The sequence below is a fragment of the Corallococcus sp. AB045 genome, from assembly GCF_003668895.1.
Lineage (GTDB): Bacteria > Myxococcota > Myxococcia > Myxococcales > Myxococcaceae > Corallococcus > Corallococcus coralloides.
This window is the reverse complement of sequence record NZ_RAWN01000099.1, coordinates 19,755-33,553: the sequence shown is the minus strand read 5'-3', so window position 1 is coordinate 33,553 and position 13,799 is coordinate 19,755. Positions and strand designations below refer to the sequence as shown.

The 13,799-nt window shown below is 72.0% G+C and carries 11 protein-coding genes; 2 read left to right on the top strand and 9 right to left on the bottom strand.

Translation table 11 applies throughout. The features are described from left to right. Positions 1–78: 78 nt before the first annotated feature. The 7 genes from D7Y21_RS22870 to D7Y21_RS22840 form a co-directional block, all read right to left on the bottom strand. Positions 79–858 (bottom strand): hypothetical protein, encoded by a 780-nt coding sequence (locus tag D7Y21_RS22870; protein ID WP_121715685.1) that lies wholly within the window; start codon positions 856–858, stop codon positions 79–81. 224 nt (positions 859–1,082) lie between these two features. Further along, complete coding sequence (locus D7Y21_RS22865) at positions 1,083–3,500, bottom strand: PAS domain S-box protein (RefSeq protein WP_158619450.1); 2,418 nt, start codon at positions 3,498–3,500, stop codon at positions 1,083–1,085. A gap of 150 nt (positions 3,501–3,650) precedes the next feature. Then, positions 3,651–4,373, bottom strand: coding sequence for a c-type cytochrome (locus D7Y21_RS22860; RefSeq protein WP_121715683.1), 723 nt, complete (start codon positions 4,371–4,373; stop codon positions 3,651–3,653). Beyond that, positions 4,370–5,608, bottom strand: a complete 1,239-nt coding sequence (locus tag D7Y21_RS22855) for a YncE family protein (RefSeq protein WP_121715681.1) — start codon at positions 5,606–5,608, stop codon at positions 4,370–4,372. Before D7Y21_RS22855 ends, D7Y21_RS22860 begins: the two co-directional genes overlap by 4 nt. Then, on the bottom strand, positions 5,605–6,255 hold the full coding sequence (locus tag D7Y21_RS22850) for a hypothetical protein (protein WP_370039060.1): 651 nt from the start codon (positions 6,253–6,255) through the stop codon (positions 5,605–5,607). Before D7Y21_RS22850 ends, D7Y21_RS22855 begins: the two co-directional genes overlap by 4 nt. Then, on the bottom strand, positions 6,252–7,535 hold the full coding sequence (locus tag D7Y21_RS22845) for a WD40/YVTN/BNR-like repeat-containing protein (RefSeq protein ID WP_370039058.1): 1,284 nt from the start codon (positions 7,533–7,535) through the stop codon (positions 6,252–6,254). Before D7Y21_RS22845 ends, D7Y21_RS22850 begins: the two co-directional genes overlap by 4 nt. Positions 7,536–7,689: 154 nt before the next feature. After that, the gene (locus D7Y21_RS22840) at positions 7,690–8,469 is read right to left on the bottom strand and encodes a hypothetical protein (protein WP_121715674.1); all 780 of its coding nucleotides are present in this window, start codon (positions 8,467–8,469) and stop codon (positions 7,690–7,692) included. Positions 8,470–8,713: 244 nt separating this feature from the next. Here D7Y21_RS22840 and D7Y21_RS22835 point away from each other — a divergent pair, with 244 nt between their 5' ends. Both D7Y21_RS22835 and D7Y21_RS22830 read left to right on the top strand, forming a co-directional pair. Beyond that, a complete protein-coding gene (locus tag D7Y21_RS22835; RefSeq protein WP_121715672.1) occupies positions 8,714–9,928 on the top strand; it encodes a cyclic nucleotide-binding domain-containing protein in 1,215 nt (404 codons plus the stop codon). Between the two features lie 107 nt (positions 9,929–10,035). Beyond that, entirely contained in the window at positions 10,036–11,205 is a 1,170-nt protein-coding gene (locus tag D7Y21_RS22830) for a cyclic nucleotide-binding domain-containing protein (protein WP_120567515.1), read from the top strand. A gap of 7 nt (positions 11,206–11,212) precedes the next feature. Here the strand turns inward: D7Y21_RS22830 and D7Y21_RS22825 are convergent, their stop codons facing one another. Together D7Y21_RS22825 and D7Y21_RS22820 are read right to left on the bottom strand one after the other, a co-directional pair. Continuing rightward, complete coding sequence (locus D7Y21_RS22825) at positions 11,213–12,502, bottom strand: YecA family protein (RefSeq protein WP_120567516.1); 1,290 nt, start codon at positions 12,500–12,502, stop codon at positions 11,213–11,215. Positions 12,503–12,588: 86 nt separating this feature from the next. Next, positions 12,589–13,779, bottom strand: a complete 1,191-nt coding sequence (locus D7Y21_RS22820; protein ID WP_120567517.1) for an OmpP1/FadL family transporter — start codon at positions 13,777–13,779, stop codon at positions 12,589–12,591. Between the last annotated feature and the right edge of the window lie 20 nt (positions 13,780–13,799).

The window sequence follows — 13,799 nt, the reverse complement described above, 5'->3', positions numbered from 1 at the left end:
GTGTATAAGAGACAGGGGGGAGGGCATGTCACGGCGGCCGTGACATGTCTGAAACATGGCAGCGGGTGGGACGGGTGGTCACCCGCGCCGCAGCGACGACAGGTTTTCCAGGAGCCAGCGCCAGGCGGCTTCGCGCAGGGGGAAGGCGGCCTCGCGCGCGAGGAAGTCAGCGGTGTGTTCCGCGGCGCAGCGGCCGGCGTCGTCGGGGGTGTCGTGGGTGTCGGGGCCGGCGTCCTGGCCGGCATGGCCGGCGGCGAGGTCCGCGTGCAGCAGGGCGTGGAAGACGATGAAGTCCACGACGAAGGCGGGCACGGTGGGGCGGTCCAGCGCGGGGTGGACGCGCACCTCGCGCAGGCGTGCGTCGTAGCCGCCCAGGTGGATGGTGCGGCGGGTGCGGCGCGCGGGACGGCGGGCCCAGCCCACCTCCACGGCGTGCACGCGCCCGTCGAAGTACGCCGCGTCCAGCCGGGCTTGGACGGCCTTGAGGTCGAAGCAGCGGCCGCGCGTGCGCAGCGGGGCGCCGGGCCCGCGCTCCCGCCGCACCTGGTCGTGGTGGGCGTGGCTGAAGGCCTCCAGCACCTCGCGGGCGGCGGTGTCGCCGGACACGTAGAGGGCCAGGGCGCGCACCACGGTGTCGGGCGCGTCCAGGAAGAGGTGGTGCAGGCGCAGGCGCACGCCTTCGGGGAGGCGGCGGTAGCTCACCAGGGTGGCGCGGTTGTCCGTCAGGCGCAGGTGCACGGGCTGGCCCAGCAGGGCGGACATGCGCCGGGCCAGGTCCGCGGCCCGGGGCAGCGCGTCCTCGCGCGAGGGCAGCCGCGAGCGCGCCGGCTCACGCCCGGGCGCCGGGGCGTCGAACATCGCCAGTTGTCCGGGCGGCGGACGCATTGTGGGAAAGGTAAGCCCTGTCCCCGCCCGCTGGCCAGGAGGATGCGTGGCGCCGTGTCCGGCGTCCTACGTGGGCCGTGGGCTGCTCGGCCCCGAGCGCCGCGCGCGTCCAGTGGCCGGAAGGCCGGGCCTCCACCGGCGCCGGAGGCCTCGCCGGGGCCCGGGCGTGTCAGGCGTTCCACCCGGGCCGGGGGCCGTCACGCCTTCGGAAGCGCGGGGTACCGGTCCGCGAGCGAGGCGATGACGGCGAGCAGCTCCCCGGGCTCCACCGGCTTGGGCACGTGGCTCTGGAAGCCGGCGCGCAGCACGCGGGTGCGGTCCTCCGAGCGGGCGTAGGCGGTGATGGCCACCGCCGGGGTGTGGCCTCCCTTCTCTGCGGACAGCGCGCGCACGCGCTCGATGAAGCCGTAGCCGTCCGTGACCGGCATGCCGATGTCGGAGACGAGCACGTCCGGATGCTCCGCCTGGAGCACCTGGAGCCCCTCCATCGCGGAGCCCGCGGTCACCACGTGGGCGCCGCTGTCCTCCAGGAGCGTGCGCAGGAGCTCGCGCGCGTCCTCCTCGTCATCCACCACGAGCACGCGCACGCCGCCCAGCTCCGGCGGGGGCGTGGGCATCCGCTCCGCCACGGGAGGTTTCGGCGACGGCGGCATGGCGGGGTCGCGCCACTGCGTGACGGACAGGGGCAGCCGCACGGTGAAGGTGGCGCCCCGGCCCGCGCCGTCGCTGGCGGCGGAGACGGTGCCGCCGTGCATCTCCACGATGTGGCGCACGATGGACAGCCCCAGTCCCAGCCCGCCCGTCTTGCGCGTGCTGCCGCTGTCGGCCTGGCGGAAGCGCTCGAAGACGTGGGGGAGGAAGGCCTCGGAGATGCCCTGGCCGGTGTCCTCCACGGTGAGCTCCACGATGGAGTCGCGCCGGCACACCACCAGCCGCACGTGGCCGCCCTTGGGCGTGAACTTCACCGCGTTGGACAGCAGGTTCCACGCCACCTGCTGGAGCCGGTGCGGGTCGCCCATCACGCAGCTGGAGGTGTCCACCGTGGCCCGCACCTCGATGTGGCGCGCGTCCGCCGCGGGCCGCACGGACTCGAGCGCCTGCTGCACCACCGCGGACAGGTCCACGGGCGCCACGTCCAGCTTGAGCTTGCCGGACACGATGCGGCTGACGTCGAGCAGGTCCTCGATGAGCTGTCCCTGCGCGCGCGCGTTGCGCTCGATGGTCTCCAGCGCGCGCTCCTGGCGGGACTCTCGCAGGTTGCCGGTGCGCAGCAGCTGCACCCAGCCGAGGATGGCCGTGAGGGGCGTGCGCAGCTCGTGGCTGATGGTGGCGAGGAACTCGTCCTTGAGCTGATTGGCTTCTTCCGCCTCGTGGCGCGCGGCGCTCTCGCGGGCGAGCAGGGCTTCACGTTCCACCTCCGCCTGCTTGCGGTCGGAGATGTCGATGACGCTGCCGATGTAGCCCAGGAAGTTCCCGTCCGCGTCGAAGCGGGGCGAGCCGGTGTCCACGGCCCACCGGTAGTGTCCGTCCGTGCCGCGCAGCCGGTAGTCCAGGCGGAAGGGCCGGCGGGCGGCGTTGGAGTCCGTGAAGGTCCGCCGCGTGCGCTCCAGGTCATCGGGGTGGAGGGCGTCGAACCAACCCAGGCCCAGGCCCGTGGCCTCGGTCTGGCCGGTGAAGGCGTACCAGCCCCGGTTCATGTACGTCGTGGAGCCCTGCGCATCCGTCACCCAGAGCATGACGGGGGCGTGGTCCGCCATGTTGCGGAAGCGGGCCTCGCTGTCGCGCACGGCCTCCAGCAGTTGTTCGCGTTCCTGGGCCACGGTCTTCTGTTCGGTGATGTCGCGCGCGGCGGCGTAGATGAGGCCCAGCTCGGGCACGGGGCGCGAAGCCCACGCGAGCCAGCGGTAGCGGCCGTCGCGGGTGCGGACGCGGTTCTGGAAGCGCAGGGTGGGGATGCCCTGGGCCAGCTTGCGCATCTCCGCGCGGGTGGAGGCCTGGTCGTCGGGGTGGACCAGTTCCATGAAGGGGCGCTGGTAGAGCTCCGCCTCGCTCCACCCGAGCACGTGGACGAAGTACGCGTTCACGCGCTTGAAGTACCCGTCCATGCCCGCGACGCTGAACATGTCCGGGGACAGTTGGAAGAAGCGCTCGCGATCCTCGACCTCGGCGTGGCGGCGCTCGGCGCTGTCGAACGCGAACGGGATGACGGCCTGGGCGAGCGCGTTGTCGATACAGGCGCTGAGCACGCGCAGTTGATGCAGCGGCACGTCCACGTTGGCGCGCTCGGCCCGGGCCAGGATGCAGTCGCGCAGGAGGGCGTATTCGCGCGTGAGCAGGGACACGTCCGCGCCCAGGCGCAGGCGCAGGCGGCCGTGGGCTCCAGCGGCCTCGCTGTGGTGGAGCGGGGGAAGGCCGTCCGCGTCCTCCTCCGCGTCCACGAGCGCGGTGTGGAGCTCATCGAGCAAGGCGGGCAGGGCGTCGACGAACTGCTCGCGTGACAGGCGCAGGGTGGTGAAGAGGGGCGACACCCGGGCGCACCAGTCCTCCAGGAGCGCCTCGCGGTCGGTGTTCAGCAGCTCGGCCAGGGACGCAGGGGACTGGCCCCTCGTGGGCATGGGCTCTTCGGATGAAGGGCCGTGCTCCTGTGGACCCGACGAAGACATGAATGCTCTTGAGGTGCGGCGGCCGGGCGCGCATGGGCAGGGGCTGGATGCCCTGCGCCTCCCTCCTTGCCTGTGTAGCGGTCAGACGGCTTCAGCGCACGGCTACAGCCCCAGGTACGTGAGCAGCGCGCCCAGGTCCGCGTCGGACAGGGCCTCCGTGCTGTAGAGCGGCATGTTGCCCCCCACGCCGAAGAACGGCCCGTGCCGCACCTTTTCGATGACCACCTGCGCGTGCGGGATGCCTGGGAAGGCCTGGTCGTAGGTCTGCGTCACCTCCGGCAGCACCGACGCGAAGTCCGTCAACCGGCCCTCTCCTGTGTGTGGCGCGCCGTGGCAGTGATGGCACGCCGCCTGGTACACCGCTTCGCCTCGCGTGGCGTCGCCCCGGGGCACGTCCTGGATGTCCTTCACCACCGCGAACGGCAGCGCCGGTGCCTGCGCGTCCGGGCTGATCCGCGACAGGTACTCATACAGCGCGCGGGAGCGCGGCTCCTCCGCCCCCAGCTTCGTCACCCCGCGCATGAAGTTCACGTAGCAGAAGTTCACCGCGTCCAGCAGTTGCGTCTCGTTGCCGCCCCACCAGCTCGGCCGCGCCGCCACGTTGTACAGCGTGTGCCCTGAGTCGATGCGCCACGCCTGCGCTTCCGGCGTCGTCACATGGCACGTCGCGCACGAGAACGTGTTGTACTCGCTGGGCGACAGCCACGCGTCCTGGAACAGCGCTTTCCCATGGTCCGCCGCGGCCTGGGGCCCCGCCGTGTCACCACCGCACCCGGCCAACACACCCACGAGCAGCGCCGCCACTCCTCCACGCAGGCCCCTCATGGCTGCCCCCGCAGCAGGCTCACCGAGTCCGGGAAGATGCCCATCTTCACCGTGGACAGCACCGTGCCCTCCGCCAGGTCCACGACGTGCAACGTGCCCGGGCCGATGTGGTCCCCTTCACAGACCGCCAATCCGTGGCGCTCGTCCGGCGTCAGCATGAACTGGTGCACGTTGAGACAGCCCGCCTGCGACAGCTGCACCGTGCGCTGCACCGTGGACGTCGCCGCGTCGATGACCGCCACCGCGTCCTCCTGCTGATAGGGCAGGTAGAGCGTGCGCCCGTCCTGGGTGAACGCGCCGAACATGGGCGCGCCGCGCAGGTACACCGTGCGCTCCGGGTTCATCGTGCGTGTCCCGGGCTCCAGCACCTGCACCTGCTTGCTCGCGAGCGAGCTCACCCACACGTCCCCCGTCGTGGGCGACACCGTGAGCGCGTACGGCTGATGGCGCGGATTCACCGCCGTGCCCGAGCCCGCCGCCACCTTCACGCGTGTCACCGGCATGCCCGCCGCCGCCAGGTCCACCACCGCGACCTCGTCCGACCAGCACGCCACGTACGCCGTGCGCTCATCCGCGGACAGGCGCACCGCGTGCGGCGCGGGGCACACCTTCACCCGCTCCTTCACCGTCATCGTCTCCGCGTCGAGGATGACCAGGCGCGCGACCATGTCCTCCTCCGGCCCGCCCTTCCGCGCCACGTCCGCGATGCGCAGCAGGTCGAAGTGCGTCTGGTACAGCGTGCGCCCGTCCGCGCTGACGATGACGTCCCCCGGGTTGCGGTCCACGCGCGTGGACGCCACCAGCCGGTTGTCCTTCGCGCTCAGCTTCAGGCAGTAGCCGTCCGCGGTCCCCGTCCCATGCGCGCCATGAGGACCCGAGCCGCCTCCAGGCACGTAGTTGGAGATGCCCACGTAGTAATAGTCGCCAGCGGGCGACACCGCCGTGTGGTGCGGTCCCTCCAGCTCCACTGGGTGGAGCCCCACCGGCACGCGCGCCAGCTCGCCCCAGCCCGGCGTCCCCAGCCCGTCCATGTCCAGCAGGCTCACGGAGTCATCCAGGCTGTTCGTCACCAGCAGCCGCCCGGACGGCCCCGGAGGAGGCACCGTCGTCCCTCCCCGCGTCCACGGGTTCGGATCCGCGTACGTCAGCTCGGGCACGCCCGTGCCCGGCTCCGGCGGCTCGCTCTCCTGGCACGCGCCGAGCGCCAGCGCGCAAAGCCAGACCGCGCGCCTCACTTGGTCCTCCCCATCGCGAAGGGCACCGGAGTCCCCAGCGAGTACGGCCCCTCCGTGATGCGGTTCTGCACCAGGTACGCGCTCACCACCTGCACCGTCAGCGCCTTGCCAGCCGCGTCCTTCACCGTCTGCCAGGATCCGTCATCCAGTTGCCACTGCAACTCCGACGTCAACACCTGCGCGATGGGGCATTCGCGCCCGGCGGCATGGACCTTCACCCAGTAGAGGTCGCCCGTGTACGGCGGCAGGTGGGCCTCGGCGGTGGGCAGTATCCAGTTCCCCAGCCATGCGAGCACCGAGCGCTTCGACTCGCGAGGGCGGCCCTCCAGCAGGGGCGGGGTGTGGCTCGGGCGCTCCAGCGACGCGCGCAGTGGGGACATCCACTGCCACAGCGGCGCGGACTGGTCCGTCCAGTAGGCCTGCTCGGACTCGGGCGACGTGAGCGTCACCGCGCGCGAGCTGTCCTGGGGCTGGTTCCGCGCATCCACCAGCGTGCGCCATGCCTCGTCCGTGGCGCCGCCCGCGTACAGGGGCTCCTCGCACTCGGTGACCTGGGGTTCCTCGTCATCGCCATTGCACGCGCTCAGGGCGAGCAGCGCGGCCGCGGCGGTACTCCAGCGCAGGGACGTCTTCAGCTTCATGGTCATGGGGCCTCGCGCCGCCGGCCGCGGCGCGTCGATGGAAGCAAGGGAATCAGGAACAGCGGAAGCAGCATGCCCGCGGGCGCGGCGGCACAGCCGGAGGACGGCTTCGGCTTCGGGTCGGAAGGCGTGCCCGCGTCCTCCACCGGCTGAACGCCCGCATCCGGCACGCCCGCGTCCGGAACGCCATCCGGGTAGAGCGGCGCGCCAATCGTCTCCGCGACCTGGGGCCAGCGCGACGGGCACAGCTCCCGCACGGGCGTGCCCACAGGGCACTGATGGCTGCCTTGGATCTGCTCCAGGCTGAAGAGGGGCTCCCACGTGGTGCCGTCGTCGGTGCTGCGCGCCAGCGACCAGTCATGCAGCCACGGCGAGCCGCAGCCGTAGATGACGTCTCCCACGCGCGTCACGCACGCGTTGCCGGTGGGCAGCACCAGCTTGGAGAAGGGCCCGCCCTGCTGGCTGCGGAAGAAGGAGTTGTACGTGGACACCCACGTGGTGCCTCCGTCGGCGGAGACGTCCATGTTGATGAACACGTCGTCGATGCCGGCGCCCGTGCGCGCGGTGAAGGTGCGCCCGCCGTCCGTGCTGTGCAGGATGTGCGTGTAGCCCTGCGCGGACACTCGCGCCCAGACGCCGAGCGGCGCCACCGGGTCCGTCGCCGTCACCACGAAGTCGAACGGGCGCACCAGGTCCGGGAAGGCCTGCGGCAACTCCTCCCACGTCTCGCCCGCGTCGTCGCTGCGGAACAGGTACATGCGTGTCGTGTCCGACGCGGACACGTAGAGCGCGCGCGGATCCGCGGTGGACACACGCACCGAGGAGAAGAGGACCCCCGCGCGCTGGAGCCCCAGCGGCCGCCACGTCTCCCCGCCGTCGTCCGAGCGGAACACCCCGTTCGTCGCCGACGTGGAGCGGCCCGTGGCCACGTACAGCACCGCGTCATCCGTGGGGTGCGCCGCGAGCCCCGTCACCCAGGTGTCCTTGAACGCCGGGTGTGACGTCCACGAACACGCGCCGTCCTTCGAGGACAGCAGCGCGTTGCCGGTGGCCGCCAGGATTTCCCCCGTCCCGCGCCAGACAAAGGACTCCGGTCGCCAGCCGCCATACCCCATGGCATCCGGACACACCCAGCGCCACGTCCGCCCACTGTCGCGCGAGATGACCGCGCCGAACGTGGCCCCCACGAAGAAGTCCTCGGAGTGGCCGCGCCGCAGCGTGACGTTGGACGTCTCCGGCAGGCCCGCGTGCGCCCACGCCGAGCCCGAGCCCAGGAGTCCGGCCACCGCCGCCCCCCTCCAACCCCCCGTGATTCGTCGCGTTCGCATCCGGCGCTCCGGGGCAGGCCTCATGGCCCCCCACGATAACGCCCGGCCCGCGCCTGCATAGCGGTGGGTGCGGCCCGGAAGTGCTCCGCTCAGCAGAGGAGCAGGCGCGCGGTCACTGCTCCCCGGTGGGCAGGTCCAGGACGGTGAGGGTGGCGACACCCACGTTCGCCGTGAGGCCCGACGGCTGGACGCAGGCCGCCAGCGTGGTGAGGGTGGGCACGGCGGTGACCATGCGCACACCGTGGCCCGCGTGACGCCCGGAGCCGATGGTCCCCTCGGACGTGAAGACCTGCATCCCTCCGTCCACGACAGCCTCCACGCGGTTCAGTTTCACGGAGGACTTCTCCCCATTGGACCAGGTCACCGTGGCGGTGGACGCGCCGCCCGTGCCGCCGATGCAGGTCGCGCGCTTCAGGTGCTGGGTCTCCATTCCGACGGCCGTCATCACCACGCCGTCGTTGACCGGGCAGCCGCTGAACTGGAGCGACTCGCGCTGCACGGAGTTCCGGGGCGTGGTGAGCAGGAGCCCGGGACGGTAGACCTGCTGGAGCGACCCCGAGCACACCACCACCGGCGAATCCTCCAGCGTCCGCGCCGCGTCCGTCATCGACGCCGGCAGCTCCGCCTGCGCCAGCGCCTCCTCGCCCCACACCGCGTCATCCGCCGGGGCCGCGTCCCCTTGCACAGGCGCCCCGGTTCGCGCCGGCGCCTCGGCCTGCACCTGGGTTTCGGCCTGCACCGGCGCTTCGGGGGCCTCAGGCTCGTTGGCGCGGGCGGCTCCGGACGCGAGCATCAGCAGGCAGCCGCCTCGCGCGAAGAGGTCCAGCGCGCGGCGCGAGTGGGACGACTCCAGGACCTTGAGAGAACGGAAGGAAGCGGGGCGCGACGTCATGAGGGAAGACACCTTGGGTAGGAGTCCCTGGGGCAGGGATGCCTGAAGGTGGGGAATCCCTCTCACGCAAGACAGCCACCCTGAAGCGCAGGGTTCGCGCCCACCCCAACCTCTCAGGTTTTGCGCATCCGATTCACGCGGTGGACAGTGTGCCCAAGGCCTGCCGCTCTTCACCGCGCTGGCTGGCTTTCCCTGTTTCAGAATGCTACGGAATCAGGAGCCCGGACCCAGGCGTGGACCCCCTTTGTCCGCCAGGGTGTCCGGGAGGGACGACAAGGCCGTGACTCCAGACGATTCGAACGTGGGTGACGTGGCCGTGGGCCCTGGCTCCAGCGTCACGCGGGGCGTGTGGGCGCGGGTGATGAAGGGCGCGGTGGAGGACGCGGTGCGTGCCTACGAGGCGATGGGCGCGGCTCAGCGCGAGCGGGTCCTGGAGGAGGCGCTGGTGGTGCCCGCCGACACGCGCGCCCGGCTGGTGGAGGTGCTGCGGCAGGCGCGCGACTTCGCGGGCGCGGCGCGGCTGTTGGAATCGGATGGAGACGACGGGGGCGCGGCGCCGCTGTACGAACAGGCGGGAGCGCCGCTCCTGGCTGCGGAAGCGTGGCTGAGGGTGGGGGAGCAGGCCCGCGCGGCGGCGGCCTTCGAGCGGGCCGGCTCGCTGGAGCAGGCGCTGTCGCTGTACCAGGCGCTGGGCGCGCGCGAGTCGCTGGCGCACCTCTTGGGCCGCATGCACCGGCCCATGGAGGCGGCGCAGGTGTTCCGGGTGTTGGGCAACGGGCACGCGGAGCTGGAGATGCTGCGCGCGGTGCCCGCGGACGACTCGCAGCGGCCGGAGGCGGTGCTGCGCATGTGTGAGCTGCTGGACGCGGAGGGCGCGACGTGGCGCGCGCTGGTGCTCCTGGCGGACGGCATCAAGCACGCGTCGGGGGCGGGGCTGCTGCTGCTCCAGGCGGAGCAGGCGCGGCTGCTCCAGCAGTTGGGGCTCGCGTCGGCGCCGGAGGGCTCGGTCGCGGCGGAGAAGGCGCAGCCGGTGGTGGATGGCTATGGCTATCTGAAAGCCATTCCCATCTTCGATGGTCTGTCTTTGGAAGACATGCGCGACCTCTATCGCCTGGCGCGGCCCGTGCTGGTGCCGGCGGGCACGACGGTGCTGGAGAAGGGCGCGAAGGGGATGGGGCTGGTGGTGCTGCTGGAGGGCATGGTGAGCGTGTCCACCGGTCCGGGCCCGGACGCGCGCCAGCTCAACATGCTGGGGCCGGGCGCGTTCCTGGGCGAAATCTCCCTCATCCTGGATGGCCCGGTGTCCGCGCACGTGCGCGCGCACACGGTGGTGCGCGCCCTGCGCGTCACGCGGACGGACTTCCAATACTTCCTGGAGACGCACGAGGCCGCGGCCCTGCGCATCTACCGCCTCTTCACGCAGAGCCTGGCGGAGCGCGTCCGGGACCTGAGCAGCTGAAAATCCGGGGTGTGACAAGGGACACCCCGGCGGGTGGTGTTCGGTGACACCCCGTCGGGACCGCCGAACGGATGCGTGCGCGGCGCGGCTGGGTTACAGAGGCCCGCATGGCGGACTCCCCACACGCGCGGTCCCTGAAGGCCCAGGCGGCGACGCTCGCCGCCGAGGGGAAGCTCGAAGCGGCGCTGGCCGGCTACCAGGACGCCCTGCGCGCGGAGCCGGGGGACGCGGAGGTCCACCAGCGCGTCGCCGAGCTGCTCGAGTGGCTGGAGCGCACCCCGGAGGCCGCCCACGCCTACGACGACGCGGCGCTCGCCTGGATGCGCGCGGGAGGGCTGTTGCGCGCGGTGGCCGCCACGGTGCTGTCGCGAGGCCTGCGCGGCGCGCGTCCCAAGACGGTGCGCGCCCTGGCGGAGCGCTTCGCCCTGCCGCCCGGCGCGCTGGCCCCCACCTTCGCCTGGGTGCCCGACGGCAAGGACGCGGGCGTGCCCGTCCTGTCCGGCGTGGGGCGCGACGCCTTCGTGGCGCTGGTGGAGGCGCTGGAGGTGCGCGCCTTCTGGCCGGGCCAGCGCGTGGTGGAGGAGGGGCAGCCGGGCGACTCCATGTTCGCGCTGGTGGAGGGCCGCGCGGAGGTGACGCGCCGGGTGGAGGGCAACGCGCGGCAGGTCGTGGCCACGCTGGGGCCGGGGGACTTCTTCGGCGAGGTGGCGCTGGTATCCGAAGGGCCCAGGCTGGCCAGCGTGGAGGTGCGTGAGCGCTCCGTGCTGCTGGAGTTCAAGCGCTCCTCCCTGGCCCGCGTCAGCGCGGCGCACCCGGAGGTGGACGCGGCCGTGCAGGCCTTCTACCAGCGCCGGCTGGTGGACAACCTGCTGCGGACCAGCCCCCTGTTCACCAACCTGTCGCCCGCGCTGAAGCAGGCGATGTCGCGCGAGTTCGACCTGCGCGCCGTGCCCGCGGGCCAGGTGCTCCTCACGCAAGGGCAGCCGGGCGACGCCTTCTACCTGCTGCTGCGCGGCCAGTGTCAGCTGTCGCTGGAGCAGCCGGGCCGCATCGTGTTGCTGCCGGAGCTGCGCGAAGGCGACGTGTTCGGCGAAATCTCCCTGCTGTTGGACAAGCCCGTGTCCGCGACGGTGCGCACGAAGACTCCGTGCGTGGTGCTGCGCCTGGAGCGCGCCGCCTTCGAGCGGCACGTCGTGAGCCAGCCCGGCCTCAAGGGCCAGCTCATGCGCATGGGCACGGAGCGCCTCCAGCAGACCGCGAAGGCGCTCTTCGTCTGAAAGCGCGTCAGGCCTCCGCGTCCAGCTGCACGGGGTGCTCGCGCAGCCAGTCCTGCGCGCGGCGGATCCGCTGGGCGCCGGCCGCGCGGCCCTCCTTCTCCAGCAGTTGCCGGTAGGGCTCCAGCTGCTCCGGCGTCCACGCGGGCAGGGCCTTCAGGTCCGCGAGCGCCACCATCTCCTCCGCGCTCCGTCCCTTCGCCTCCTGCCGCGCGGTGAGCAGCGCCGCCAGCACCAGCCGCGCGGGCTCCGCCTCGAAGGCGATGGCCGCGTCGGTGAGCCACTCTCGTGTGGGCTCGTCCGCCGCCGGGTCCTTCGCTCCGTCGCGCATGCGCTCCAGCATCCCTTCGAGGAAGTCCGCGTCCACGGCGCCCTTCACGGCTCGCAAGAGCGCCGCGATGACCTGCCGCCTTCCTTCCGGCTCCTTGGGCTGGGACTTCATCGCGCGCAGCGGTTCCCACAGCGCGACGGTGAGCCACAGCTCCTCTTCCGGGGAGAAGACGGACGGCGTGGCCGGGTCGCGCAGCTTCGCCTCCACCCGCTGCGCGCGCTCCTTCGCCTCGCGCGAGATGCGCTCCACCAGCGCGGGGTCCGCCTGCACGTGCTTCACCAGCGCGTCCAGCTCGCCGGCCTCCGCCTTGCGCAGCGCCTCCGAGGCCTCGGGCGTGAGGGCCTCTGGCTCCATCTGCGCGACCAGGGACTCGTACTTGCGCACCACCTCCGCGTGCTTCTGGCTCCACTCGCGGAACTGCACGTCGAAGACGACGTCCAGCACGGGGTTGTCCTCCGGCCGCACCTTGCCCGTCTTCTTCGCCGCCGTGGCCAGCAGCGCGCCCACGCACAGCGCGCGCCGCTCCTCCGGCGTGCGTCCACCCTTCGCCGCCTGCGCGAGCAGCCCCGCGCCCAGCTTCTCCTGGTAGCCGCGCGTGCCCAGCTCCCGCACCACGCCCACGCGCAGGCTGTTGCGCGCCTCCATCGCGTCCAGGCCTTCCTGCGCGGCCAGCTTCGCGAGCGCCTGGCCCACGTGGTCGCTGAAGGCCTTGTCGTCGTATCTCAGCCCCGGCTGGGGCCCCGCGGCCTGGAGCAGCACGCCCAGGTGCTCCAGCGCCTGCGACAGGCGGGACACGTCCGCGTCGCCCAGAAGCGACATGGCCGCCTCCAGGTCCTGCTTCAGCGGGTGGGCGGGGGCGGTGGGAGGCGGCGCGGCTTTCGCGCGGTCCTCGGCGGCGTGACAGGCCTTGTACTTCTTCCCGCTGCCACACGGGCACGGGTCGTTGCGGCCGGGCTTGGAAGGGCTCACGGCCCGGCACCGTAAGCGAAAGCGCCCGGCCCTTCCATGAACGGAAGGAGCCGGGCGCCCGCTACTTCAGGAATCGGTTCAGCCGGTTACTGCAGGTTGAAGCCCAGCGTCAGGCCCAGCACGTGCGCGTTGCCGGAGTAGGTGCCGGGCATGCCCGGAGCCGTGCTCTCCTTGTCCGCCAGCGCGACGAACTGGTAGCCCAGGTCCGCGCGGAACGGCTTGAACTGGTAGCCCACGCCCGCGGACACCTTGAAGCGGTTGGCGTCCGGGAGGTCCGGCGTCAGCGTGCTGTCGGGGCTGGGGGACGGGTCGTACGTGAGACCCAGGCGCACCTGGAGCGCGTCCGACACGCCGTACTCACCGCCCAGCGAGTACTTCCACTTCGCACGCCAGCGCTTGGGGATCGGGTTGTCGATGGACGGGTTCTCGAAGCGGATGGCCAGCTCCGAGAACGTGGACCAGTCCACCCAGCTCGCGTCGAACGCCAGCAGCAGGTTGTTCAGCGGCCGGTACGCCAGGCCCGCCGTCACGGTGGACGGCAGGATGACGTCCGCGTGCGCCTTCTGGTCCGTCAGCCGGCTCTGGAACTCCACCGGGATGTTCTGGAAGTCCGCCTGGCCCTGGAACGCGATGTCGATGGCGCTCCGGTAGTGGAGGCCCATGTCCAGGTTGTCCAGCAACTTGGCCTGCACGCCAATGTTGAAGCCGGAGCCCCAGTCCGCGCCACCCAGGTGGACGGAGCCCTCGCTGTTCACGAAGTCCAGGCCGCGCGTCAGCTCGATGGTGGCCCGGGCGATGTCCAGACCCGCGCCGAAGCGGAAGCGCGGGTGCAGCTCATACGCGAACGACGGGTTGATGTAGTACGTCGCCAGCGAGGACTCGTAGCCGCGGAAGCGGCCGCTGAAGCCCTCCTCCCAGCGGCTGCGCGCGCCGTACGGCGTGAACACGCCCACGCCGAACGCCGCCTTCTCGAACGGCTTGTAGACGATGAACAGGTGCGGGGGAGGAGACAGCGTGGTGCGCTGCCCTTCCGCCTCCATGTTCGGCCGCTGGAACGTGATGCTGGGGAGGATGCCCGTGTCGCCCAGCGTGATGTCCAGCGTCTTCACGCCGACCATGTTCGCCACGTTGTAATAGATGGAGGACGAGTCCTCCAGCCACGCCGTGGCGGCGCCGCCCGCGCCGGTGGCGCGAGCGCTGTGGGTGTCGACCTGGAATCCCGCGGCCTGGCTGGTACCGGCCGCCAGGATCGCCACGAGGGAGAGTGTCTTTTTCATGAGTGTTTGATTCCTCTCTC

Excerpts from the sequence above, each read along its gene's own strand:
- D7Y21_RS22860 (WP_121715683.1), bottom strand. The coding sequence starts at position 4,373 with ATGAGGGGCCTGCGTGGAGGAGTGGCGGCGCTGCTCGTGGGTGTGTTG.
- D7Y21_RS22870 (WP_121715685.1), bottom strand. The coding sequence starts at position 858 with ATGTTCGACGCCCCGGCGCCCGGGCGTGAGCCGGCGCGCTCGCGGCTG.
- D7Y21_RS22840 (WP_121715674.1), bottom strand. The coding sequence starts at position 8,469 with ATGACGTCGCGCCCCGCTTCCTTCCGTTCTCTCAAGGTCCTGGAGTCG.
- D7Y21_RS22865 (WP_158619450.1), bottom strand. The coding sequence starts at position 3,500 with ATGCCCACGAGGGGCCAGTCCCCTGCGTCCCTGGCCGAGCTGCTGAAC.
- D7Y21_RS22830 (WP_120567515.1), top strand. The coding sequence starts at position 10,036 with ATGGCGGACTCCCCACACGCGCGGTCCCTGAAGGCCCAGGCGGCGACG.
- D7Y21_RS22820 (WP_120567517.1), bottom strand. The coding sequence starts at position 13,779 with ATGAAAAAGACACTCTCCCTCGTGGCGATCCTGGCGGCCGGTACCAGC.
- D7Y21_RS22850 (WP_370039060.1), bottom strand. The coding sequence starts at position 6,255 with ATGACCATGAAGCTGAAGACGTCCCTGCGCTGGAGTACCGCCGCGGCC.